The following is a 25776-nucleotide window of genomic DNA, read 5'->3' as shown; positions in this document are numbered from 1 at the left end:
GTCTAATGATTTTAATACACCTAACTTTTTCAACTAACTACAAATATGTCGCACTTGGTATTTGAATCTGCGAGATAATAAAAAAATGAAATATTTATAAAATAAAAAAGAGGGCTATAAAAGCCCTCTCTACTACTTGATTATAAAAGAATTAGATCAGTTCGATTGCGACCGCAGTTGCTTCACCACCGCCAATACATAGCGCAGCGATACCACGTTTACCGCCTGTACGTTTCAATGCATGGATCAAGGTCAGGATAATACGTGAACCTGTAGAACCAACCGGGTGACCGAGTGCACATGCACCACCGTTAATGTTGACTTTTTCAGGATCAAGCTTGAACTCATCCATTGGGCACATGGTGACCATGGCAAAGGCTTCGTTGATTTCCCAAAGGTCAACTTCCTCAGCTTTCCAACCAGTTTTATCCAGAACTTTCTGAATAGCGCCAACAGGAGCAATCGTGAATTCAGATGGATGCTGGGAGTTTGAAGCATAAGCAATGATTTTAGCCAAAGGTGCTAAACCTTTAGCTGCTGCATTGTCGCTTGAAGTCAGAACAAGGGCGGAGGCACCGTCTGAAATTGAGCTGGCATTCGCTGCCGTAATTGTCCCGTCTTTTGCAAAAGCAGGACGTAAAGTTGGAATCTTGTCAATATTGGCATTAAAAGGTTGTTCGTCCTTATCAACGACCACATCACCTTTACGGGTGGAAACAGTGACTGGCACGATTTCATCAGCAAAGTAGCCTTCATTGACTGCAGTTTGAGCGCGTTTCAGTGAACGGATTGCAAATTCATCCATCTGTTCACGTGTATAACCTTTGCTATTTGCCATATCTTGAGCAAATGAACCCATCAGGCGACCAGTTTCAGCATCTTCCAGGCCATCCAGGAACATATGATCCTTGATTTCACCATGACCCATACGGAAACCGCCACGCGCTTTTGGCAATACATATGGGGCATTGGTCATAGATTCCATCCCACCTGCAACTACATAAGTTGCAGAACCTGCCTTAATCATATCTGCCGCTTGCATCACTGCTTTCATGCCTGAACCACATAATTTGTTGATGGTGACAGCACCGGTAGAATCAGACAGACCTGCTTTACGCATCGCTTGACGGGCAGGGCCTTGTTTTAAACCTGCCGGGAGTACACAACCCATAATGACTTCTTCAATATCGGTTGGCTGCAAGCCTGAACGAGCAATCGCTTCTTTGATGGTGACAGCACCAAGTTCAGGTGCAGTAACGCTAGCCAAGCTACCTTGAAAGCCGCCCATCGCTGTACGTGCGCCATTGACAATTACGATGTCAGTCATTGTTATATCTCCCTATAAGTTTTGATCATTTTTTCTCGAACCTAAGCAGTATATTGAAAAAAGTGCAGGATTAAAGTCCTAATCTGGATAAATCATAGACTCTAGGGTTTTATTAACAGGAGGCCAGATGTTCGATTCGGATATGTCCCATTTTATTCAAGACAATACGTTGTTGGGATGCAAGGTGAGTAGAACAATAATAAAAGCTGCCATTTGATCCAATAGGTAAAGCCGTCTGGGCTTGATAAGTTACGTTCGGTATACTTAAGGCACCTCGCCAACTCAGGTTACCGTATTTAAGATTAAGTTGTTCAATGTGTAAAATTTGTTCGTCATTGTCGACTTGACGATTACGGTTTTTATCAATAAATACCAGCAAATTTTTATTCCATTGGTTTGCTTGACAGGTTAATGAATCTTGACTGGGACAAATCACAATATTCTGGTGAAACACAGCTGCCTGGCTGCGTGCATAACGATTGGTTGCTGTAATTTTCATCGGAATATTTTTAGCTTCCTGCTTGGATAAATAATCATGAAAGTAAGGCAAGGCAATTGTGACCACAATTGCGATAAGGGCAATACAGATAATTAACTCAACAATAGTGAACGCTCTTGTTATCTTTTTATACATAGAGTTACCTGATTTATATATTATTTTTATTTGAAACATGCTATTAATTGTGCGTTTTTTATGCTTAATTGAGCGAGTAAGAAACGCCTTACTCAAAATTCAAAAAGGCGCTTAAAAATAAATTGGCAATGACAATAGGCGATTCACAACAAAAAATTGAGTAAAAAATTACTGAATTACAACGGAAATTGTAAGTAATTTTGTCAATAATTTACTTGATTAGATTAATCAAGCACTTGGAAAAATAATAAAGTGTTTGTATGATGCGCAGTGAATAGCTTAAAAATAACACTGGGGTAAAAAAGCCTATCTCAGAATTGCCTATTAGAAGGCTTGAGCTTGAACAACAATTGTTATCTCTGGAGGATAAATCCATGAAAATGAGTCGTATTGCTTTAGCAATGCTTGTAGCTGCTCCTTTTGCTGCTGCAAACGCAGGCGTAACTGTTACTCCATTAATGTTAGGTTATACTTGGCAAGACACCCAACACAACAATGGCGGTGATGATGGCGAACTAACAACTTCTGGTGAAATGGAAGATGATCTATTTGTTGGTGCTGCAATTGGTGTTGAACTAACTCCATGGTTAGGTTTTGAAGCTGAATATAGCCAGGTTAAAGGCGATATGCGAGATCTACCAGGTGCTGAATACAAAGGTCAGAACATTGCAGGTAATTTCTATGCAACTTCTGATGTGTTCACTGGCAACTATGACAGCAAAATCAAACCATATGCATTGTTAGGTGCTGGTCACTACAAATATGAGTTTGACGGTGCTTCAGAAGCTGCTTTAGGTCGTACTGGTCGTGGTTTTGAAGAAGAAGGTACACTAGGTAATGCTGGTATCGGTGCATTCTGGCACATCAACGATGCTTTAGCGCTACGTACTGAAGCTCGTGGTACTTACCACTTCGATGAAAAATTCTGGAACTATACAGCACTTGCTGGTCTTAACGTAGTTCTAGGTGGCCGTTTAAAACCAGCTGCTGACGTTGTAGAAGTTGCTCCAGTTGAGCCAGTTGCTCCAGTTGCTCCAGCTCCACAAGAGTTGACTGAAGACCTGAACATGGAACTTCGCGTGTTCTTTGATACGAATAAATCAAATATCAAAGACCAATACAAACCAGAAATTGCGAAAGTTGCTGAGAAGCTAGTTGAATATCCAAACGCAACTGCTCGTATTGAAGGTCACACAGACAGCACTGGTCCACGTGCATTGAACGAACGTTTATCTCTAGCTCGTGCTAACTCTGTTAAATCTGCACTTGTTAACGAATACAACGTAGATGCATCTCGTTTGTCTACTCAAGGTTTCGCTTGGGATCAACCGATTGCTGACAACAATACTAAAGAAGGTCGTGCTATGAACCGTCGTGTATTCGCGACAATCACTGGTAGCCGTACTGTTCTAGCTGAACAACCAGTTGCTCAATAATTCGTTATTGAACACTGATTAAAAAAAGCGACTCTTTGAGTCGCTTTTTTTATGGCTGTTTTTTGCATACACTTGCTGCTCGAAATTGATTTTGAGTTAAAGCATGAGCATAGAACTCCCTGAAGACTTACAAAGTCTGGAAGCTAATAGTGGTATTTATGCGATCTGGATGATTTTTCATCATTATGGAATAGATCTGCATATTCCTGATCTGGTGCAATTGACACAGCATAATGATGAGATGGGAGCTTCAAGTATTGCGCTCGCTGTTGCCCTTAAGACATTGGGACTCGATGTTGAGTTTTTTACAGAAACAGATCCTGATAAACAGCTACTTGAAATCCAGTTTTATCAAAAAGCACAAGAACTCAAAGTGCCTGTTCATGAATATCCACTTTCTTATACAGATATTCAAAAATCAGTGGATAAAGGCCTTTTTGTAATCGTGTTCTACGATACGCTTGAAGGGGTGGGGAACCATTCATTAATTTATGAAATCAATGAAAAAGAAATCAGTTTCTTTGATAGTTTTGATGCAATGCCTAAAGAAGTCTTCGAACAGCAGCGTCGAGTAGAAGGTATTTGTCAGCAAGTCATAGTGATTGATGACCGTAATTTTGTCATGCGTCATAGCTGATTTCAGAATATAAAAAAGCAGCTACTTGAGCTGCTTTTTTAATAAAGGTGAGATATTAGTCTTTTTCAATATTCATCGGTCGAACATCCATCTCTTGATAAGAAACCAGTTTGGTTTTATATTTCCACTTATAACCCAGCCAAATCACCAGGAATAATAAAATACCGATATAAGTAGAAAGAACAGCCAACCACTCACCATCTAGGACAGCTTGATAATTCTGACCTAAAACGACAATTGAGCAAAGAACGAAGGCAAACCAAGGTGCGAACGGGAAAAATTTAGCTCTATAGGCCAGACCTTCAAGTTGATAGCCTTGAGCCAGATAACCTTTACGGAAGCGGTAATGTGAGATTGCAATCCCGAGCCAGACAATGAAGCCACACATACCTGACATATTCAGCAACCAGTTAAAGACCTCCTGCTCGCCAAAGAATGTGGTCAGGAAGCATAGTGCTGCAATCGCCGTGGTCGCATACAGAGCATTCATCGGTACACCGCGTGGATCCAGATGGGCAAACAGCTTAGGCGCACTGCCTTTACGTGCCATATCAAACAGCATACGGGTCGAAGAATACATGCCTGAGTTACCTGCAGACAGAATCGCAGTCAAAATTACGGCATTCATCATGCTCGCTGCAAAGGCAAAGCCTGCTTTTTCATACAATAAAGTGAATGGAGAAAGGGCCACATCTTCTGTTGCAGCTGCCTGTAATAGACGCGGATCATTATAGGCAACCAATGTACCGATAATGAAAATACACACGATATAGAACAGCAGGATTCGCCAGAAGATCTGCTTGATTGCGACTGGAATGGTTTTTTGCGGATCTTTAGATTCACCAGCGGCTACACCAACCATCTCGGTTCCCTGGAACGAGAATCCGGCAATCATGGCAACCCCAATAAGGGCCTGGAAACCACCAACAAAAGGCGCTTCACCCACGCTCCAGTTTGCAAATGCTGAAGCACCCGGTGTGAGCATGATCTTGGCAATCATCCAGATCCCGATGATGATAAAGGCAATAATCGCCAGTACTTTCACCAATGAGAAGAAGAATTCTGATTCACCAAAACCTTTTACTGTGAGGGCGTTAATCCCAAAGATCACAGCGAGGAAGATCGCACTCCAGTAAAAGCCCGGAATATCAGGGAACCAGAATTTCATAATAAACTGTACGGCAACCAGTTCAAAGGCAACGGTAATCGCCCAGTTGTACCAGTAGTTCCAGCCTAAAGCGAAACCAAAGCCACCTTCGACATATTTGGTGCCGTAGGTAAAGAATGCGCCCGAGGTCGGATTATGAGTCGCAAGCTCTCCAAGGCTGGTCATCAAGAAATAAATCATTACGCCAATCAGGGCATAGGCGAGAAGTGCGCCACCCGGGCCTGCGCTGGCAATAGTCGCACCTGAGGCCAGGAATAAACCTGTACCGATAGACCCGCCAATCGCGATCATATTGAGATGACGAGCACCAAGCTTACGCTGCAGCTGCACGCTGTTCTGAGTTTCGCTCATCATGATTCCTTAGCATTTTTTTGAGTGCTGGCGAAGAGCACTTTAAAACCTTGTTGATCAGTTTTGACTGTACATTGACCAAAACTTTGTTCAATTAAAATTGGATAATTTAAGAAGCGGTTTGCCACAATCCATAATTCACCGCCAGACTTAAGATGACGACGCGAAGTCTTGCATAAAGTTTCACTGGCCGCATAGTTGGTCTGGATTCCCTGATGGAAAGGGGGATTACTGACAATGGCATGTAAAAAGAGCGGTGCATCTTCAATACCTGATACAGCTTTAATTTCCAGCTGCTGAGGACTGAGCTGATTTTTCTCAAATGTCATTTGGGTAGAAGCCAAGGCAAAGGCATCCACGTCCAGAGCAAAAATACGGTTCTCAGGATTCAGTTTGGCTAAATAAGCACTGATCACGCCTGCACCACAGCCAAAGTCGGCAATCTTGCCTGAGGTCACTTGAGATAAATAGGGTAAGAACACCGCTGTTCCTACATCCAGGTGATCCTGACTGAATACACCTGGAAGTGCACAAATCTGCAAATCACCTTTTGGTGTCGCCACTGTATAGGTCTGTGCCCAATCTGCCAACGCTTTTGCTTCGACCGTGCAGTCTAGAGTCAATTGCCACAATTGGCAATGTCGTGCACTGTCGAGCTTGATGAGTTTACCATAAGCCTGTAGCTGCTTTGCCGCACGCTCTACGCCACCTTTCTTTTCACCGACCAGAAAGACACTGCTGCCTTGTTTTAATCGGGCTGCAATATTGTGAATCAGATAATTCAATAATTCTTTTGATTTAGGTACGAAAATAACTGCCTGATCAAATTCTTGATCAGGAAATTCTACACCGAAATGAACCTGGGCCTGCTGTGACTGGAAATATTGAAAATCATTATAATTCCATGTCCAAACAAAGGGCCGGATAGATTCACCACATTCAGCAAGAAGCTCATCGGTCGGTGTATTTACCAGCAATACGCGACCAGACAAATAATCATATTGTCTTAATAAAACTTCGCTTTTAGGATCCATAGATCTCTCTCCAATAGAAAAAACACTGTCCGAGTCCAACTCAGACAGTGTTCTTTGGACATGAAATTACTTCTTTACTTCAGGAAGTACAATATTCAATATGAGGGCTGCAATACCGCCTGTCGCAACACCGGAACTAAAGATGTTACGGAATAATTCAGGAAAATGTTCCAGAATCTGAGGCACCTGCGCAACCCCTAAGCCAAGTGCAAGCGAAATTGCAATGATCAGCAGGGCACGACGGTCTAAGTTAATACCAGACAGGATATTAATCCCAGATGCAGCGACTGCACCAAACATCACCATCACTGCGCCACCAAGCACAGCCTGAGGAACGGCCTGAATCACACCGGCCACTGCTGGAAGTAGACCTAGAATCACAAGGAGTGCTGCGATCCAGATCCCGACATAACGGCTAGCTACACCAGTCAATTGAATCACACCATTATTTTGTGCGAACACTGAACTTGGGAATGTATTGAATAAACCTGCAAGAAGGGAGTTAGCACCATTCACTAACACACCACCTTTAATGCGATTCATCCAGGTTTGACCATCCACTGGCTGATTCGATAACTTTGATGTGGCTGTAATATCACCAATGGCTTCCAGTGAAGTCACCAGGTAAATGAATGCCATTGGAATGAATAAGCTCCAGGAGAAGCTTAAACCAAAATGCATTGGGGTCGGAATCTGAACCAAAGGTGCATCTTTTAAACCATCAAAGTTGAGATGACCCATAAAGCCGGCAAGGATATAACCCACAACCAGTGCAATCAGAATCGCTGAGCTTTTTACCCAAGTGATGCGTACACGGTTCAGTAAAATAATTAATGCCAGAACGGTACATGACATGATCAGGTTATCTGCATTGGCGAAAGTTTTGTCGCCCATAGCTTGATAACCACCACCCATACTGATTAGACCTTCTTTAATCAAGGTTAAACCAATCAATAAAACTACAATACCCGTTACTAGTGGCGTAATGAGTTTCTTCACCCATGGCAAAATGCGTGACACGCCCATTTCAATAAATGAACCTGCAATCACTACACCAAAGATCGAAGCCATCACCGCTTCTACCGGTGTGCCTGCAGCGACCATCGCTGAACCGATCCCGATGATCGGGCCAATAAAGTTAAAACTTGTACCCTGAACAATCAGCAAGCCTGCACCAAAGGGACCTACTTTCTTGGATTGTAAGAAAGTCGCAATCCCCGAAATCACCAAAGACATGGATAAGATCATGTTGGTGTCTTCTTTGGAGACCCCCAGCGCCAGACAAATGAGCAGGCCAGGGGTCACAATTGGGACAATAATGGCCAATAAATGCTGGAATGCGGCTAAAAATGCGATAAACGGTTTAGGACGATCTTCAAGGCCGTAGACAAGGTCAAGTTGATCTTTAGAAGGAGGAGGTTGATTAAAATCAGACATGTGTCAATGCAAATTAAGGCTGGGTGGCGCTATTCTAATCGAGTTACACGTCATTACAAAAGTAATTGGAAAAAAAATTGACGCTCTCTACAAACAGTCACTGTCAAAAGTTTGTATTTTTCTGTATAATTTGCCCTCAAATTTAAAACGTATCGAATTTACATGTCAGATATTAAAACTCTCCGTAACATTGCCATTATCGCGCACGTCGACCATGGTAAAACCACTCTTGTAGACAAACTTTTGCAACAATCAGGTGCTCTCGGTGATCGCGCGGGTGAGATCGAGCGTGTCATGGATTCGAATGCGTTAGAATCTGAACGTGGTATTACCATTCTTGCAAAAAACACTGCAATCAAGTGGTTAGATAAACGTACAGATACAGAATACCGTATTAACATCGTGGACACCCCGGGACACGCCGACTTCGGTGGTGAAGTTGAACGTGTAATGTCGATGGTTGACTGCGTACTGCTTCTTGTAGATTCACAAGAAGGTCCTATGCCACAAACCCGTTTCGTAACGCAAAAAGCGTTCGCGCGTGGTTTGAAACCAATCGTAATTATCAATAAAGTTGATAAACCAAGTGCGCGTCCAGACTGGGTAATCGATCAAGTATTCGATTTGTTCGACAACCTTGGCGGTACTGACGAACAGTTAGACTTCCCAGTAGTTTATGCTTCTGGTCTTCGTGGTGTTGCTGGTCCTTCTCCAGAAGAACTTGCTGATGACATGACTCCATTGTTCCAAACAATCGTAGACATCGTTGAGCCACCAGCAGTTGACGTTGACGGTCCATTCCAGATGCAAATTTCATCTTTGGACTATAACAGCTTCGTAGGTGTAATCGGTGTTGGTCGTATCCAGCGCGGTTCAGTGAAATTAAACACTCCTGTGACTGTTATCGACAAAGAAGGCAAAACCCGTAACGGCCGTATCTTGAAAATCATGGGTTACCATGGTCTAGAACGTGTTGACATTGAAGAAGCTTCTGCAGGTGATATCGTTTGTGTAACTGGTATCGATGCACTGAACATTTCAGATACAATCTGTGATCCTAAAAATGTTGAAGCGCTTCCAGCACTTTCTGTAGATGAACCGACTGTGTCTATGACTTTCCAAGTGAACAACTCCCCGTTCGCTGGTAAAGAAGGTAAATTCGTAACTTCACGTAATATCCGTGAGCGTCTTGACCGAGAATTGATCCACAACGTAGCACTTCGTGTTGAAGATACTGACAGTCCTGACCGTTTCAAAGTATCTGGTCGTGGTGAGCTTCACCTTTCTGTACTGATCGAAAACATGCGTCGTGAAGGCTTCGAGCTTGGTGTATCACGTCCGCAAGTGATCATGAAAGAAATCGACGGTCAAATGCAAGAACCGTACGAAAACGTAACGTTTGACGTTGAAGAACAGCACCAAGGTTCTGTAATGGAACAAATGGGTCACCGTAAAGGCGAAATGACCAATATGGAAGTTGACGGTAAAGGCCGTATCCGTATTGAAGCAACTGTTCCTTCACGTGGCTTGATCGGTTTCCGTTCTGAATTCATGACCATGACTTCTGGTACTGGTATCATGACTTCAAGCTTCTCGCATTACGGTCCTGCTAAACAAGGTACTGTTGCGAAACGTCAAAACGGTGTACTGATTTCTATGGTTCAAGGTACTTGCTTGGGTTATGCACTGTTCACACTTCAAGACCGTGGTCGTCTATTTGCTAAACCACAGTTAGAAGTTTATGAAGGTATGATCGTAGGTATCAACTCACGTTCTGACGACATGGTGGTTAACCCAACTAAAGCGAAACAGTTAACTAACGTACGTGCATCTGGTACTGATGAAGCATTGACTCTTGTTCCAAACCTTGAATATACGCTAGAACAAGCGCTTGAATTCATTGAAGACGACGAGCTAGTTGAAGTAACACCTAAGTCAATCCGTATCCGTAAGCGTTACCTGACTGAAAACGAACGTAAACGTAACCGTGCTAAATAAGACCGGTCACCGATACGAAAAAAGCCGCTGAATCAGTTCAGCGGCTTTTTTATTGGGGTAGAAATTACATACACTTAATAAATTAGTTCTAAATAGAAATCCCTAACTAATGTATAATCCATCACAAAATTGCATAAAAATACTGGTGACTTTATGAGCATTATTCAAGAATTTAAAGAATTTGCGGTAAAAGGCAATGTCATGGATCTCGCAGTGGGTGTGATCATTGGCGGTGCTTTCGGTAAAATTATCGATTCTATGGTGAAAGACATCATCATGCCTGTCGTGAGTTGGATCTTGGGTGGTGATGTTGATTACTCTAACTGGTTTGTCGTATTAGGTGATAATCCAAATAATGTGACCAATCTGGCTGCGGCACAGGCGGCAGGTCTAAATGTCTTTGCTTATGGTAATTTTCTGACCATTCTCATTAATTTCCTGTTATTGGCATGGGTGGTGTTCTGGTTGGTGAAACTGATGAACAAACTACGCCGTAAACAAGAAGCAGAACCAGAGCCAGAAGCTACTCCGGAAGATATTGCATTATTACGTGAAATCCGTGACGAGCTAAAAAAACGTCCTGAAGCTTAAGCTTTTCGAGTAAATAAAAAACGGCGCTGAGTGCGCCGTTTTTTGCACCCTCTCCTTATGGGAGATGAGCGGCACTGCCGCTTAAGGGTGAGGGTGATTAGGAATTTACCTCTCCCTAACCCTCTCCTGAGAGGAGATGGAACCCTAAAGGAATTAAAAATCCATCCGAAACTTGATTTCTACCAGGTGAAAACCAAACTGACTTTTGACTGGGCCATGTAGAACATGTTCTGCAGCAGTAAAAACCAGTTTATCAATCACTGGAACGAGTTGGCCTTTTTTTACTTCACCGAGTTCACCACCACGTTTGGCAGAGTTACAGGTCGAATATTGTTTGGCAATTTTGGAAAAATCTGCACCTGCCAGAATCTTTTTCTTAAGCTGTTCAGCAGTATCTTTATCCTTAACCAGAATATGACGGACAATCGCGGTCTTCATGATTTCTTACCTCGTACAGCAACCATACGCTTAGGGTAAGCGTCCGCTGAATCCCATACCTATTTTTTAATTCGATTTAGGTTTCCAGCAGTGCGGCAGCAATTCTTCAATTTGGGTCACTTTGTGTGTCGGTAACCTTTTCAGCACATCACTTAAATAGGCATACGGATCCAAGCCATTCAGCTTTGCTGACTGGATTAAAGTCATGATGTTTGCCGCTCGCTGACCACTGCGCAGCGAACCTGCAAACAGCCAGTTCTTGCGTCCCAACGCCCAGGGACGCATCTGATTCTCTACCCAATTGTTGCATATCGGTAGATTGCCATCATCCAGATAGCGGCTTAAGGCTGGCCAACGCTTCAGAGTGTAATTGATAGCCTTGGCGGTGGGAGAACTCGATGGCACTGTCAGATGATGTTGGTTGAGCCATTCATATAGTTGTTGCATCACTGGTTGACTATGCTGTTGTCGGTATTCGCGGCGGTCTTCCGCTGTACCATCGGTCTTTTTCCTGAGTTCTGCTTCTATCGCATACAGTTTCTGAATCAGCACTAAGGCCTGTTCAGCAACCTGACTTTTCCCAGTTACATGCAGTTCATGGAATTTACGACGTGCATGGGCCATGCACCCCACCTCAATCACCTGGCCTGATTTAAAACGTGCTTTATAACCACTGTAATCATCACAGACTAGATAGCCCTGCCAGCCTTTCAAGAACTCTTCAGCATGCTGGCCTGAACGACTATCCTGAAAGTCATAGATCACCGCCTGAACTGGATTATACTGTGTGGTGGCATAGGCCCAGACATAACCTTTCTTCGGTTTTTTATTATTCTCACCCATCCGCATGATGGTGACCGGTGTTTCATCTGCATGCAGCACCCGCTGTTGCAGCACCACCTCTTTTAAGGCATTGGCCAGAGGTTCCAGTTCTACACCGCAGCGACCTATCCAATCAGATAAAGTGGATCTGGACAGATCAATGCCAGCCCGCTGATAGATCAGGCGCTGACGGTACAGCGGCAAATGATCGGCATACTTCGATACCAGCACATGGCTGAGCAATTCAGGTGAAGCAATGCCTTTATCAATCACATAGGCGGGCATCGCTTGCTGAGTTAGAGTGTCACACTGATCACAGACCCATTTACCACGCACATGCTGTTCCTTATAGAACTGTGCCGGTCTGAAATGCAGTTTTTCACTGACATCTTCGCCGATACGACGGAGTTGGCAGCCACAAGCACATTGGGTTGATGCAGGTTCATGCTCAATACGGATGGTGTGTAGATGATCTGGCAGTGGTCGACGTTTAGGTTTATTGGTTTTGGCTTTCTGTGTCGCTGCATTGGTTTTATCTGCATTTAGCCGTTCCAGTTCTAGATCAACCGCGGCAATATCTTCTTCAACCGCTTCATCCCAGAGATGGATTTGTTTTGCCGTTAAGTGTTCATTCTTTTGGGCGAATTTGTGCTTTTTAAACAGCGCCAGTTCATGCTCGTATTTTTGATTGAGAATAGAAAGATGTTGAACTTTGGCATCCAATTGTTGGTTTGATTGTGCTAGAGACTGATGCTGCAGCGCCAACTGCCTGGTGAATTCCAGCAGTTGTTCATGGGTCAGTTGGCTTAAGTCAGGCAGCGTATTCATGACCGCAGTATGCCTGAGGTCATGAGAAGAATGAAATAGAACGTTTGGAGAATAGCAGAATGGTCGAGCCTGGTTTAAAGCATCGTCACCACCTGCTGTCGTCCAATGCGCTGCCAGGGCAAACCTTGGATCAGTGCCTGTAACTGTTCCGGGCTGAGGGCCACGGTTTCACCTTGGTGAACTTGAGCCCAGTGAAATTTGCCCTGTTCCAGCCGCCGGGCACACAGCCAGATGCCCAATCCATCATGTACCAGCACTTTCATGCGATGGCCACGTTTATTACAGAACAGGTAAGCACAATGCGGTTTGATGTAGCCAAAGGCTCTCACCACCTGAGCCATGGTCGTATCCATACCTGCACGCATGTCCATGGGCTGAGTAGACAACCAGATTTCATCAATGCGGATCATGTTGCAAGTGCCTTGAGTAATTCTGCCAAGGCAGGTATTTCTGATGTCTGCCATTTTAGCTGAATATCATTATTCGTATGAGGCACGGTGATACACAACGTGATCCTCTCATCAATAGGTTGGCTGATTGCAGCAGTGTAAGGCAAAGCAATAAATGCTGGATTCACATGAGTAGGATCCTGCACGGCACCCTCATGATGGCTGAAGATCCTGATCCAACGACTGACAAGGTTGGCATTAATACTATGTTGCAGTGTGACCGAAGCGATCGAGGTATTAGGATTTTTGCAGGCATTGACAATACTGAGTTTGAATTCTTTGCTGTATTTTCGGCGTTTTTTAGCAACAGGAGGTGTTGCTGAATATATATCCATGTTCATGGATTAAGTCCCCACTTGTTTTTAGGTGGGAACTAAATTAAGGCTTATAGGATCGCTTGGTAAGGCTGTGTTAGCCGGATGCTTACCGCTTAGGTGAAAGCTTGACCTTTTTTAGCGGCTGGCATTCAGGACAATAAACTGATGCGCGCTGGCCGAGCTTGATATTTTGCAGTGTGGTTTCGCAGTTCACGCACATTTCTCCTGCACGGCCATAAGCCAGCAGCGTCTGCTGAAAATAACCATTTTCTCCCATGGCATTGGTATAGTCGCGTAAAGTAGAACCACCTAAGTCAATCGCCTGTTTCAAAATACGCTTAATCTCAACCACCAGTTTTTCAATCTGTTCGAAACTCAAACTTGAGGCTGGCTGGGCCGGGTGAATACCCATATTGAACAAGCTTTCAGTTGCATAGATATTGCCTACGCCGACCACGACATGGTTATCCATAATTGCAACTTTGGTGCCAACGTTTTTATTTTTTAGTTTTTCAAATAGATATTCGGCATTAAAAGCATCGCTTAATGGCTCCGGCCCAAGCGTATCAATCAGTTTGCTTTGTGATTGAGCATTTAACCAGAGAATACAGCCGAAACGGCGCGGGTCATGGTAACGCAGCTGGATCTCTTCAAACTGAATAATCAGATGATCATGCTTGCGCAATTCTTCATTGGTTTCACACAAGCGAAAGCTGCCTGACATACCCAGATGCCAGAGCATCGTATCCTGTTCAAATTGCGCCAAAATATATTTGGAGCGACGCGTAAGCTGAATCAGGCGTTGTCCTTGCAGACGCGCGAGATCATCAGGAATTGGCCAACGTAAACTAGGCTGACGCACTTCAACTTTTAGCACTTGCTGATTAAGAAGGGGAAGGAGGCTGGTTTTGGTGGTTTCAACTTCGGGTAATTCAGGCATAACACTTAGCAGCTAATATCATGAGGCTAATATTGGGCGTTTTAAGTCTGAATGCAAGTCCTGTTTGAATAGAAGTTATGAGCAGGGCATTCAAAAATATTTTAACAATTGGTTAAAAAATAAACTTTAATATTGAGATGGTTTTAGATCCAAATAATAAAAATAGGAAATATATTGGTTGATTTTTAGTATTTAACTTACTGAAAAATATAAAATATGTAAATTTATTGTTATATAAAATATCTTTTCTTATAACTTAAAGTTTTACTAATAATAAAAAAAATGCTGAGTTTTTAAGTGAAAAGTTATGTAACGTTCTGTATCAAGTCACACAGGGCATGCATCAGGTTGCCTTTACTCTCTCCATATGTTTAGGTTTTATATGAAAAAGTTAAGTCTAGCTTTATTGCCATTGATAGCAGCCATGACCTCTGCGCAGGCTGAGTCTGCATTTGATTCTCAAGGGCAGTATCTATTAGGCGACTGGAATGGAAAACGTACTGAACTTGCTCAACAAGGCATCAAGTTTGAAGCAAACTTGCTGACAGATACAGCGTATCTGGCTGATGGCGGACGTAATGAAGGGGCCGATCCTTTAACTTCAGCACAGTTATGGTTAGGTACACAGTTAGACATGGAAAAACTGGCTGGCTGGGATGGCGTAACTGTTCGTGCAGTTGCGACTGCGCGTCAGGGACAAAGTACATCGGTACGTGATTTACAAGGTGATGCAGCTCAATGGGCCAATGTTCAAGGAACATTTGGTCGTGGTAATCAGGACAGCCGTTTAACCGAACTTTCAATTGAAAAGAACTATAAGGAACAAGGCCTGAGTATTAAAGCTGGTCGTCTGGGTCTGGGTATGGACTTTAACGTGATGGCTTGTGATTTTGCCAGTACAGCATTTTGTGCTGCGCAGATGGGCAAATGGCAAGGCAATATCTGGATGAATACCCCAGTCGCACAATGGGGTGCACGTGTAAAACAGCAGCTAAACCCTGACGTTGCTGTACAAGTCGGTGTTTATGAATTTAATCCAGATAACGGCAATGGTGCTAAAGAAGGTCAGGGCTGGAGTCTGGATACCGACAATGCTGATGGCGTGACGATTCCTGCAGAAGTAATCTGGACACCAAAATCATTAGTAAATGGTTTGCCTGGCAGCTATCGTGTAGGCGGTATGTATAACACTGCTGATGATGTTGCCAACCAGAAAGATGTTGCGACAGGTGAAGGAGAAAACCGTACCTTTGCAGGCTGGTTAGCCGTAGAACAGCAGTTGACTTCAACGGGTAATGGCCGTCAGGGTTTACACTCATTCGCTAACTTTACTTGGCATGATCGTGATACCAATAAAGTGGATAATTCACAACAATTGGGTCTGAAATATATTGGTCTGATGGATAGCCAGCCGAATGATATTTTGGGTCTGGCAGTGAATCGTGTACATGTAAATGATCGTTTTGCTGAAGGTTCATTAGCTAAAGTAGACTACGATGCGAGTGCCGAATACAATATCGAACTCAACTACAGCTATAACGCAACAAAATGGCTGATGCTACGTCCAAACCTGCAATACGTTATAAATCCGGGGTCTAGCAACCAGGTGGATAATGCATTGGTGTTAGGTTTGACTACACGAGTGATCTTCTAAAAAGAATTTAATCACGTTATAAATAAACAGGCTCATCAGAGCCTGTTTTTTATTTTTTGGTAAAAAGTTCTGAAAAGCCACTTCACAAAAAGAGGGAATACCGCGTGTCACTACTATTTCAGCCGGTTCAGTTTGGATCATTGCAACTTAAAAATAAAATTGTGATTGCCCCGATGTGTCAGTACTCTGCAACCGAGCAAGGTGAAATCACTTACTGGCATGAACAACAATGGGCCAATTATGCCTTATCCGGTGCAGGTCTTTGCATTGTGGAAGCCACCGCTGTACAGCCTGAAGGTCGCATCAGTTATGCCGATTTAGGGCTTTGGAATGACCAGCAGGCCAGCCAGATCAAAACCTTATTGCAAAAGGTCAAATCAATTTCTCCTATGCCTTTTGCCATACAGCTTGCACATGCAGGCCGTAAAGCTTCTACAGATAAACCTTGGGGTGGCAAAGGGCAGTTCGCCCCAGATCATGCACTCGGCTGGCAAACTGTTTCTGCCAGTGATATTCCTTTCCAAGCTCATGAACATCCACCCAAGTCTTTAAGTATGGATGAAATCCAGCAAGTAATTCAGGATTTTGCAGCCAGTGCCAAGCGAGCGGTTGAAGCAGGCTTTGAATTAATTGAACTACATGCAGCACATGGTTATTTATTGCATCAGTTTATGTCACCGTTATCGAACCATCGTCAGGATCAATATGGCGGTTCGTTTGAAAACCGTATTCGTCTGACGCTTGAAGTATTTGAAGCAATTAAAGCTGCAGTACCAGAAGGTTTTCCAATTGGTGTTCGTATCTCAGCAACGGACTGGATGGATGGCGTAGAAAGTTGGGATGTAGAATCTTCAGTTGAACTATCCAAAGCTCTGGAGAAACTGGGTGCAGTCTATATTCATGTGTCGAGTGCAGGTTTACATGTCGACCAGAAAATTGATGTGCATCCAAATTATCAGGTCCCTTTTGCTGAAGCGATTAAAAAGGACGTAAATATTCCAGTCATTGCAGTGGGTCTGATTACCGATGCACAGCAGGCAGAAGGCATACTGGAGTATAAACAGGCTGATGCGATCGCGATTGCACGTGCCTTACTTTATGATCCACGCTGGCCTTGGCATGCTGCAGTAACGCTGGATGAAAAAATAGCAATTTCTCCACAATATTTACGTTCTGCACCGCATGGCTTAAATCAGTTGTTTGAATCGTTTTAAGGCCATTTTTTCTTAGAAAGGCTTATAATAACGCATCTCAAACAACAGGACATTTCATATGATTATTGCGGTAATTGTGCCTATATTTTTATTATTGGCACTAGGTTACCTGAGTGTGAAATGTCAAATTCTAAAAAAAGAACAGGTTGAAATGGTAGGGGCCTTTGTCATCAAAGTGGCCTTACCGTTACTGTTCTTTCAGTTTCTAGCTTCTAAAGATCTGCATGAAATCTGGTATTTTGAATACTTTGCGATCTATACCTCTGTCACTTTATTACTTTATGGTTTCAGCTTCTGGCTGATGCGCCGTCAATTCAAGAATACCTCTTCGCATAGTGCTGTTCTGTCCTTGGGCGCAGCGATGTCCAATACCGGATTGATTGGTACAGCAGTACTCACTTTATTGGTGGGACAGCATGCGATGACCTATACCTCATTGGTGGTCATTATTGAAAGCATGATTCTGATTCCGATGGTCTTAATCTTGGCTGCACTCGGTACCCAACATCAAGCCAATCTGGGGAGTCTTGTGAAAAGTACTATTCTGATGCTGTTTAAGAACCCTTTATTTATGGGGGTGATGCTGGGTATGGCCTGTGCGATTTTTGAAATTCGCCTGCCAATTTATCTGGATCAGGTTTTTGCCATGATTGGACAGACTGCCTCACCTTTGGCGCTGTTCGCGATTGGTGGCGGAATCGTGGGCATGAGTCTGAAATATGTGAATCTGCAAAGCTTCTATTTGGTATTTTCCAGCAATATCCTGATGCCGATCCTGATGTATCTGGGCCTGAGTCGATTAACTCATTTAAGTCAGGAAATGATCTATGCGGGTACCTTGATCGCAGCCCTACCTATGCCAACGATTTTTGGTATGTTAGGGCAGGCGTACGGCCTCAATGAGCGGACTCTAACGCCATTATTAATGAGTACCCTTGCAGGTTTTGTGGTTGCCAGTGGACTTATTACTTTGTGGTGGAGTTAACCAAGCTGGCTTATAAATCTATAGCCCATAAAAAAGCTCCAACAGGAGCTTTTTTATTTTGATAAAATTTGATTAACTTTTTTTGGCAGGTGCTTTTTTCTGCTCGGCAATCATTTTATCCACTGCTGCTAGAGATTCTCTGGCCTTAGGAATATTTTCCTGTGCTAGGGCTGCAAAGATCTTTTTAGCTTCAGGTAGGTTTTGCGGAACAATACTACCGTTGGCAAACATATTGCCAATCGCCATCAGGGCAGGGATATAGCCTTTTTTCGCCAGATCCTGAATACTGCTCAAGCCTTGCTGGATCGGCTTTTCATTCTTGGTTTTAAAGCCGTTACTGATGTCATATAAGGCTTTGGCATGAATGGCCGGCATATTACTCTTGCTAATAAGAGGCTGTAATTTTTTCAAAGCCTGCTGGTCAGAAGCTGTTGTTCCTTCAGCAAATAAAAGTATAGCCAGATCTACCGTCGCTTCATCGAAATTGGCTGCCGATGCGCGTTCTAGGTATTGCTTGGCTTTGCCCAAATCCTGCTTAAGACCTAAAGTGCCACCGGTATAATTCTTACCTAGTACATAGTTGGCCACTGGATAACCTTTGCTGGCGGCCTGTTCATATAGTTGGATGGCCTTTTTTTCATCCTTAGCAGTGCCTTGGCCGGTTTGCGTTAAATAGCCTAAGTTATAGATGGCTTGTGCATTTCCCTGGCTGGCCAATTTGCTTAAAGCATCGTAGGCACCCTTGAAATTCTTGGCATTCACCATCTCTTCAATTTTGGCAAATTGAGGATCGACTGGGGCATTTGAAGTATTTGCGAGGGCAAATTGGCTGGACACTGCAAGAATTGCAGCAAGTACTAATTTTTTCATTGTTCCGATAACCTTAATTTTTCTAACACCTAATTCCATGGTGCGATTTTTGTCGTTTTCATCTACATCATAAGACGATTTCAGGCTTTGTAAATACTGAATATGTGACTAATTACAAATTATTTGAGAATCATATAGGATATAAATCAATAAAAGCGTGCTCGGGTTAAGGTGTGTTTTATTCAGTCAATCTTTTTCTATTTAATTGTTTAGCCTAATAAAAATAAAAAAGCCAGAATTAAATTCTGGCTTTTGCATCAAGATAATAGGTCATTATTGTGGACGTGCCACATCACCACTTAAAGCTTCAGGCAATTCAAGAACTTGTACATCCAGCTCAGCCAATGCTTCAGGTTTGGCAACCACTAAAGCCTGATAACCCTGATCTGTACCAATACTATTGACCACTTCGATGTCATTGTGCAGCTTGGTCGCAACAGCAGGTGCTTCACCTGTACCTTGAATCAAATGCAACCAGTGTTTTGGCTTGGCTTTAAACCATAAGCGAGCAATCACTTCCTGACCCAGATAACAACCTTTGTCATAGTGAATGCCTTCACGTTGATGCATACGCAATTCCTGTGGCTGGAACAGGGTCGCAGTAGCTGCCTGAATCCAAGCCTGACCTGAGGTAATGGCTTGCTGTTGCCAAAGGATAATATCCGTTTCAGTTTCAAAAAAATCAGTCTGGATATCATTGATAACTGGATAAACCGGGCCAACCTGTTCCAGTTTCATTTTTGAAAAAGCGCCAAACTTTTTAATATGGCTGGCCAGTTCTGCTGCCTGATCTTCAGGGCTGACAATTTCAAAGCTTTCCGGATTAATTTTTTTCAACCAGATACCGAACTGGATACGTCCTTTCAAGCTACAGATCGCTGTATAGCGGGTCAGGTTTTCAGCCAGAATTTCGACATTTAAAGTAACTTGACCCTGAAGGAATTTTTGCGCATCTACTCCATTCAGCGTAAATAAGGTAAAAGCAGGAGATGTTGCCATGATCAGCCTCAGTTTGAATACTCAAAATCAATCAAGCTATTGTGCAGCAAGCATTTAATAGAGGCAAACAAAAAAGCCAACAATCGGGATCGTTGGCCTTTTCAGGAGTGTCTAATTAGTGATGATGAGACGAGGTTGGGAGAGGTGAATCACAAGGGAATTTGCCTCCACAGACCCTTACTGTTTCCATCATGCCCTGATCTTCATGATCGAGGATATGACAGTGCTGTACAAAATCACCTTCAAATTTCTTGTAATAACTTCGAAGAATAAATTTATAGTTCGCCTTGATAAACAGGGTATCCTTGAATTGTCCTTTCATACCACGATATTGCACATCATCTGTATCATTATCATCAGGCGCTAATTCACTCACATCAACTTCTTTGGATTCACCATTAGGGCCAGTGACAGTTTTTAAGATTTTAACAATCTGGAATGGATTAACATGAATATGGAAAGGATGGCCACCAAAAGCTTCGGTCGTCAGTTCCCATTCATCCGTCTGTCCAATTTGTAACTGACGCACATATTCACGATCCGGATCTTTGGCGTGTGTCCGACCGACTGATCCTTCGCCATCAAATGCATTTCCAAAACTGAGTAAGTCACCATCTTCTTTATGACGGAAGCCAAATTTAAGACCATTTGCGAAAGCCAGTTCAAATTTACTGTATTGTTTCGGTCTGGAGGCAACCAGCTTGTCAATTGCTGGAGTCATTAATGATGGATGATCAGTAAAGGCAGTAAGATTAAGCTTGGATAACTGAGTCTGAATCTCTTTGCTTAAACCAATTTTTTTCGCGCGCTCTTGCAGGAACTCGGCAGGAGTCTGCGCTTTTGTTTTGCTTGCCTGTACATTGACCCATCCCAGTAGTTGGGCATTGAGAGGATGGTTCGGGGCAAGTTGAGGGGTAACTTGACCCGTTGGGATCGGTGCATTCACTTCATCCTCAATATTTAATTTGGAGTCATAAATGCAATATTTGTTGGTGGTTGGGAAGGTGACCATTGCATCATGATGATAACCAGGCTGGAACACAGACAGTGTTCTGCGCTGTACCTGAGTCATGGTCAAACCATCTTGAGCAATCGTATAAACCGGTAAGCTTTTTAAACTTTCATTAAACTCTTTTGGATCTGCTTCCTGATATGCCAGACAGGCTTTAAGGGTGTCTTCGGCGCTAAATTTACTGGAGTTTGGCAGTTCTTTAATTACCAGACCAATAGTGTCGCGTACACCACCATGAATCATGCGCCAGCGATTAAAAGCATTCTGTTCAACTTTGATCTCTCCTAAAACTTTACCATTGATAGAGGTATAGAAGTTCTGGTCGGCCCAAGAGCCAGGATTAGCGATATCTGTATAATCTTCCAGTAATCCAAAGCCTTTACCTTCGCAATTGTTAGGAATATCGAATTTTACATCCGGGTCAGGGTTAGAGCATCGATATTGAATTTGCTGGAATAGCAGGATGTTTTCATTTGGATAGCTATTTTTTTCTTTCCATAAAATGTCCATATCGCCTGTTTCAGTGACTTTGCCATTTTTTACTTTTGGTGTTCTTGAGCCTTCTACAATTAATGGGCCTGCCATACCGCTCGATACCTGAATAGCTGTTGAGCCATGCAGATGGGCATGATACCAGTAGGTTCCTGCCGGATGATTCGGCTCCATTTTGTACTGATAGTCAAATTTTTCCTGAGGTTTAAATTTCAGGAAAACATTATCACTATTGCCTTGAGGGCTTACCCAGAAGCCGTGGGTATGCAAGTTAGTAGTATTAAAGCAATGTGGATCGTTCACATTATCCACTTTGTCTGGGCAGGTGGCTTTCTGTTCAGGTGGAAGCTGGTTATTTAGGTTAATTTTCAGGGTTTCACCTTGTTTGACCCGGATTTGCGGACCAACTAAAAGGTCTTCAACAGACTCTCCAGCTTTTTTCTTGTTAAACAAACTGGCATTAGTGAGATAACCTCTGACGAACAGTTGATCCCAGGTACTATTTCTCGGATTGTAAATCTTGCCGGTTTTATAAGCGACAATCAGTTCATGGGTGCCTTTGGAATTTTTTTGCAATAGTGGCGGATTGCTAATCAATATATCGGGTGTTGTTGGAGTAGGTTGTGGGTTGTTGGGATTATTGGTAGTGGTTGGTGGGTTAGGGTTGTTGGGAGTTGGCGGTTTAGGATTGGAAGGATTTTTACCTCCATTCCAGCTTGCTGCCAGTACAGCGATTACTGCAGCAACGATACCGATAATGGCGAGTTGTATCATTGTAATCACCCTTATGTGCTTTTGTGATGAGTGTTGTTGTGAAGTAATTCGAGGGTAGATTTACAAAGTTGAGATACAGACTGTTATCACCAAATTAGGGGGAGGGCGACAAACGGTAAGCTAAAATGACGTGTGTAAAGTATTCTAGATAGGGATGCGTTTTATAAGCTCATGTTTATAAATCATTGTCCTATAAATATTTAACGTATTTCTAAAATTGTAAGAAAGTCTTAAAAAATATATGGAATTGAAAATGTAACTTATTTCGGGGTATGTCTTAACCTGAAAAATGATTTTTTCGCTTAAGCTCATCGAGCAATATCTGCAATGAAATTTACTATTTCTGGTTAAGAGCTACGCTTAACACTGAAATAGAAAACATAGATTCAGCTTTTTATTAAATGAGCTATTTCTAAAATTGAAAGATTCTAAGCTTTGATTTCATATGAAATTTATCCTTAAACTCATTCCAATAAATTGATTATCTTTTATGCTGTTATCAACATCTCATACTAAAGAATGAGACAGATTTAGGCCTATTTTTCAGAAAAAATGCAATTTAGAGTCAAAATTCTAAAGTATGAGTTATAAATTTCGGTAAAAATGCCATTTTTAGTATTTAAGATTTTGAAAATCATAAGATTTGGGAAATGGACTTTCGACAGCGTACAATGCCTTTATTAAAAAACAAGTCACCAAGATATTTTGATGAATAAAAAGAGTAATGAAAGAGGGCAGGCAAGCTATGAACAATAACTACCGGAAACCGCTGCAAGGTACCCAGTTGGAATATTATGACGTGCGTCAAGCCGTAGAAGATATTCAGCCAGGCGCATATGCCAAACTTCCTTATACATCTAAAGTGCTGGCCGAGCAGCTGGTACGCCGTTGCGACCCTGCGATTTTAGAACAGTCTTTACGCCAGTTGATTGAGCGTAAACAGGAACATGATTTTCCTTGGTATCCGGCGCGTGTAGTTTGTCATGACATCTTAGGGCAAACAGCACTGGTCGATCTTGCCGGTCTGCGTGATGCGATTGCCGATCAGGGCGGTGATCCGTCTAAAGTCAATCCAGTGGTGCCGACCCAGCTGATTGTCGATCACTCGCTGGCAGTAGAATATGGCGGCTTTGACCCAGATGCATTTGAGAAAAACCGTGCAGTAGAAGACCGCCGTAATGAAGACCGTTTCCATTTTATTGAATGGACCAAAACTGCGTTTGAAAATGTTGATGTGATTCCTGCTGGTAATGGCATCATGCACCAGATCAATCTGGAAAAAATGTCACCGGTGATTCAGAACCGTGATGGCGTGGCATTCCCAGATACTTGTGTCGGCACAGACTCTCATACCCCACATACCGATGCACTGGGCGTGATTTCAGTCGGTGTTGGTGGCTTAGAGGCTGAAAATGTGATGCTGGGCCGTGCATCGTGGATGCGTCTGCCGGACATTATCGGTGTCGAACTGGTAGGACAACGTCAGCCGGGCATTACCGCAACCGATATCGTACTGGCTTTAACTGAATTCCTGCGTAAAGAACGTGTGGTTGGTGCTTATCTGGAATTCTTCGGTGAAGGCGCAGACAGCATGTCAGTCGGTGACCGTGCCACGATTTCCAATATGACACCGGAATATGGCGCAACTGCTGCTATGTTCTATATCGATCAAAATACGATTGATTATCTGACGCTGACTGGTCGTGAATCTGAACAGGTGAAACTGGTTGAAACTTATGCCAAGGAAATTGGTCTGTGGTCATCAGAAATGACTCAGGCAGAATATCCACGTGTATTGCGTTTTGACTTGTCTACCGTGACTCGTAACATAGCGGGTCCATCGAATCCGCATGCACGTGTATCAACATCTGACCTGAAAGAAAAAGGCATTGCAGGTGTGGTAGAAAACCGTACTGATGGCTTAATGCCAGATGGTGCAATCATCATCGCGGCGATTACCTCGTGTACCAATACGTCTAACCCGCGTAATACCGTGGCAGCAGGTTTGTTGGCACGTAAGGCCAATGAGCTTGGCCTGATGCGTAAACCTTGGGTGAAATCTTCTTTTGCTCCGGGTTCTAAAGCGGCTGCATTGTACTTGGAAGAGGCAGGTGTACTGAAGGATCTGGAAAAACTAGGCTTTGGTATCGTGGCGTATGCATGTACCACCTGTAACGGCATGTCGGGTGCGCTTGATCCGAAAATTCAGCAGGAAATTATTGACCGTGACTTGTATGCGACAGCAGTCTTGTCGGGTAACCGTAACTTTGATGGCCGTATCCATCCTTATGCGAAGCAAGCCTTCTTGGCATCTCCACCCTTAGTGGTCGCGTATGCGATTGCCGGTACGATCCGTTTTGATATCGAGAAAGATGCACTAGGCACAGACAAAGATGGCAATCCGATTTACCTGAAAGACATCTGGCCATCGGATGAAGAAATTGATGCTTTGGTGAAAGAGTCCGTGAAGCCAGAACAGTTCAAGAAAGTTTATATTCCGATGTTTGATCTAGGTGAGCATGAGAAAGCTGCAAGTCCGCTGTATGACTGGCGTCCGCAAAGTACCTATATCCGCCGTCCGCCATATTGGGAAGGAGCTTTGGCTGCACCACGTACCCTTGCGAATATGCGTCCTTTAGCAATCCTTAGCGATAACATCACTACCGATCATTTATCTCCATCAAACGCGATTGTGTTGGATTCAGCAGCGGGTCAATATCTGGCGAAAATGGGCTTACCTGAAGAAGATTTCAACTCTTATGCCACGCACCGTGGCGATCACCTGACTGCACAGCGTGCAACTTTGGCAAATCCGAAGCTGTATAACGAGATGGTGGTACGTTCTGACGGCACCATTAAGCAAGGTTCTAAAGCGCGTGTAGAGCCGGAAGGTGAAGTGATGCGTATGTGGGAAGCGATTGAAACCTACATGAACCGTAAGCAACCGCTCATCATTGTTGCTGGTAAAGATTATGGTCAGGGTTCAAGCCGTGACTGGGCTGCGAAAGGTGTGCGTCTGGCAGGTGTAGAAGCGATTGTTGCTGAAGGTTTTGAGCGTATTCACCGGACAAACTTGGTCGGTATGGGTGTTCTTCCGCTTGAGTTTAAGCCGGGTACAGATCGTAAAACTTTGAAGCTGGATGGTACTGAACTGTATAGCGTAATTGGTAATATTGCGCCACGTTCGACTTTGACTCTGGTGATTGAGCGTGCGACTGAAGATGGCAAAAAACAGACCATTGAAGTGCCAGTAACTTGTCGTTTGGATACGGAAGAAGAGGTTTCTGTGTATGAAGCGGGTGGGGTATTACAACGTTTTGCGCAGGATTTCTTGGAAGGGAATGTGGCTTGATGATTTCAATTGGTCTT

The 25776-nt window shown here is 43.3% G+C and carries 21 protein-coding genes; 8 read left to right on the top strand and 13 right to left on the bottom strand.

Going from position 1 to position 25776, the window contains the following annotated elements:
- Positions 1 to 151 precede the first annotated feature (151 nt).
- Together F897_RS15110 and F897_RS15105 are read right to left on the bottom strand one after the other, a co-directional pair.
- Complete coding sequence (locus tag F897_RS15110; protein WP_004785189.1) at positions 152 to 1327, bottom strand: thiolase family protein; 1176 nt, start codon at positions 1325 to 1327, stop codon at positions 152 to 154.
- Positions 1328 to 1439: 112 nt separating this feature from the next.
- The gene (locus F897_RS15105) at positions 1440 to 1961 is read right to left on the bottom strand and encodes a GspH/FimT family protein (protein WP_004785187.1); all 522 of its coding nucleotides are present in this window, start codon (positions 1959 to 1961) and stop codon (positions 1440 to 1442) included.
- 374 nt (positions 1962 to 2335) lie between these two features.
- Here F897_RS15105 and omp38 point away from each other — a divergent pair, with 374 nt between their 5' ends.
- Both omp38 and F897_RS15095 read left to right on the top strand, forming a co-directional pair.
- A complete protein-coding gene (omp38, locus tag F897_RS15100) occupies positions 2336 to 3397 on the top strand; it encodes an outer membrane protein Omp38 (protein ID WP_005237141.1) in 1062 nt (353 codons plus the stop codon).
- 103 nt (positions 3398 to 3500) lie between these two features.
- Positions 3501 to 4034 carry a cysteine peptidase family C39 domain-containing protein gene (locus F897_RS15095; protein ID WP_004785182.1) on the top strand — a complete coding sequence of 178 codons (534 nt, stop codon included), beginning with the start codon at positions 3501 to 3503 and terminating at the stop codon, positions 4032 to 4034.
- A 55-nt stretch (positions 4035 to 4089) separates the two neighbouring features.
- Here F897_RS15095 and F897_RS15090 read toward each other — a convergent pair whose 3' ends face one another.
- The 3 genes from F897_RS15090 to F897_RS15080 form a co-directional block, all read right to left on the bottom strand.
- The gene (locus F897_RS15090) at positions 4090 to 5553 is read right to left on the bottom strand and encodes an amino acid permease (RefSeq protein ID WP_005237140.1); all 1464 of its coding nucleotides are present in this window, start codon (positions 5551 to 5553) and stop codon (positions 4090 to 4092) included.
- Positions 5553 to 6587, bottom strand: a complete 1035-nt coding sequence (locus F897_RS15085; protein WP_004785179.1) for a methyltransferase — start codon at positions 6585 to 6587, stop codon at positions 5553 to 5555. The genes F897_RS15090 and F897_RS15085 overlap by 1 nt, the downstream gene beginning before the upstream one ends.
- 66 nt (positions 6588 to 6653) lie before the next feature.
- Positions 6654 to 8024 (bottom strand): uracil-xanthine permease family protein, encoded by a 1371-nt coding sequence (locus F897_RS15080; protein WP_005237139.1) that lies wholly within the window; start codon positions 8022 to 8024, stop codon positions 6654 to 6656.
- A 162-nt stretch (positions 8025 to 8186) separates the two neighbouring features.
- On the opposite strand from F897_RS15080, the gene typA reads away from it, so the two are divergent.
- Positions 8187 to 10022, top strand: coding sequence for a translational GTPase TypA (gene typA, locus F897_RS15075; RefSeq protein WP_005237138.1), 1836 nt, complete (start codon positions 8187 to 8189; stop codon positions 10020 to 10022).
- Positions 10023 to 10175: 153 nt separating this feature from the next.
- Complete coding sequence (gene mscL / locus F897_RS15070) at positions 10176 to 10613, top strand: large conductance mechanosensitive channel protein MscL (RefSeq protein ID WP_005237137.1); 438 nt, start codon at positions 10176 to 10178, stop codon at positions 10611 to 10613.
- A 153-nt stretch (positions 10614 to 10766) separates the two neighbouring features.
- On the opposite strand, the gene F897_RS15065 is transcribed toward mscL, so the two are convergent.
- The 5 genes from F897_RS15065 to mutM form a co-directional block, all read right to left on the bottom strand.
- Complete coding sequence (locus F897_RS15065) at positions 10767 to 11051, bottom strand: peptidylprolyl isomerase (RefSeq protein WP_005237136.1); 285 nt, start codon at positions 11049 to 11051, stop codon at positions 10767 to 10769.
- Positions 11052 to 11117: 66 nt separating this feature from the next.
- Complete coding sequence (locus F897_RS15060) at positions 11118 to 12701, bottom strand: IS66-like element ISAba25 family transposase (RefSeq protein WP_005080957.1); 1584 nt, start codon at positions 12699 to 12701, stop codon at positions 11118 to 11120.
- Positions 12702 to 12775: 74 nt separating this feature from the next.
- Positions 12776 to 13111 (bottom strand): IS66 family insertion sequence element accessory protein TnpB, encoded by a 336-nt coding sequence (gene tnpB / locus F897_RS15055; protein WP_000618091.1) that lies wholly within the window; start codon positions 13109 to 13111, stop codon positions 12776 to 12778.
- Positions 13108 to 13491 carry a transposase gene (locus F897_RS15050; RefSeq protein ID WP_005233700.1) on the bottom strand — a complete coding sequence of 128 codons (384 nt, stop codon included), beginning with the start codon at positions 13489 to 13491 and terminating at the stop codon, positions 13108 to 13110. The genes tnpB and F897_RS15050 overlap by 4 nt, the downstream gene beginning before the upstream one ends.
- 82 nt (positions 13492 to 13573) lie before the next feature.
- Entirely contained in the window at positions 13574 to 14407 is an 834-nt protein-coding gene (gene mutM / locus F897_RS15045; RefSeq protein ID WP_005237135.1) for a bifunctional DNA-formamidopyrimidine glycosylase/DNA-(apurinic or apyrimidinic site) lyase, read from the bottom strand.
- Positions 14408 to 14789: 382 nt separating this feature from the next.
- Here mutM and F897_RS15040 point away from each other — a divergent pair, with 382 nt between their 5' ends.
- The 3 genes from F897_RS15040 (at position 14790) to F897_RS15030 (ending at position 18260) form a co-directional block, all read left to right on the top strand.
- A complete protein-coding gene (locus F897_RS15040; RefSeq protein WP_005237133.1) occupies positions 14790 to 16061 on the top strand; it encodes a carbohydrate porin in 1272 nt (423 codons plus the stop codon).
- Between the two features lie 104 nt (positions 16062 to 16165).
- The gene (locus tag F897_RS15035; RefSeq protein WP_005237131.1) at positions 16166 to 17275 is read left to right on the top strand and encodes an NADH:flavin oxidoreductase/NADH oxidase; all 1110 of its coding nucleotides are present in this window, start codon (positions 16166 to 16168) and stop codon (positions 17273 to 17275) included.
- A gap of 58 nt (positions 17276 to 17333) precedes the next feature.
- A complete protein-coding gene (locus tag F897_RS15030; protein WP_005237129.1) occupies positions 17334 to 18260 on the top strand; it encodes an AEC family transporter in 927 nt (308 codons plus the stop codon).
- Positions 18261 to 18332: 72 nt separating this feature from the next.
- Here the strand turns inward: F897_RS15030 and F897_RS15025 are convergent, their stop codons facing one another.
- The 3 genes from F897_RS15025 to F897_RS15015 all read right to left on the bottom strand — a co-directional run bounded on the left by F897_RS15025 (position 18333) and on the right by F897_RS15015 (position 22407).
- Complete coding sequence (locus tag F897_RS15025) at positions 18333 to 19130, bottom strand: tetratricopeptide repeat protein (protein ID WP_005237127.1); 798 nt, start codon at positions 19128 to 19130, stop codon at positions 18333 to 18335.
- Positions 19131 to 19403: 273 nt separating this feature from the next.
- Entirely contained in the window at positions 19404 to 20129 is a 726-nt protein-coding gene (gene ygfZ, locus F897_RS15020; protein ID WP_005237125.1) for a CAF17-like 4Fe-4S cluster assembly/insertion protein YgfZ, read from the bottom strand.
- Positions 20130 to 20244: 115 nt separating this feature from the next.
- A complete protein-coding gene (locus F897_RS15015; RefSeq protein WP_005237123.1) occupies positions 20245 to 22407 on the bottom strand; it encodes a multicopper oxidase family protein in 2163 nt (720 codons plus the stop codon).
- Positions 22408 to 23152: 745 nt separating this feature from the next.
- Here F897_RS15015 and acnD point away from each other — a divergent pair.
- Positions 23153 to 25759, top strand: coding sequence for a Fe/S-dependent 2-methylisocitrate dehydratase AcnD (gene acnD / locus F897_RS15010; protein WP_005237122.1), 2607 nt, complete (start codon positions 23153 to 23155; stop codon positions 25757 to 25759).
- Positions 25760 to 25776 lie beyond the last annotated feature (17 nt).

The sequence above is a fragment of the Acinetobacter variabilis genome (assembly GCF_000369625.1).
Classification (GTDB): Bacteria; Pseudomonadota; Gammaproteobacteria; order Pseudomonadales; family Moraxellaceae; genus Acinetobacter; species Acinetobacter variabilis.
The sequence above is the reverse complement of the archived record's forward strand: the minus strand, read 5'-3'. Positions and strand labels throughout refer to the sequence as shown.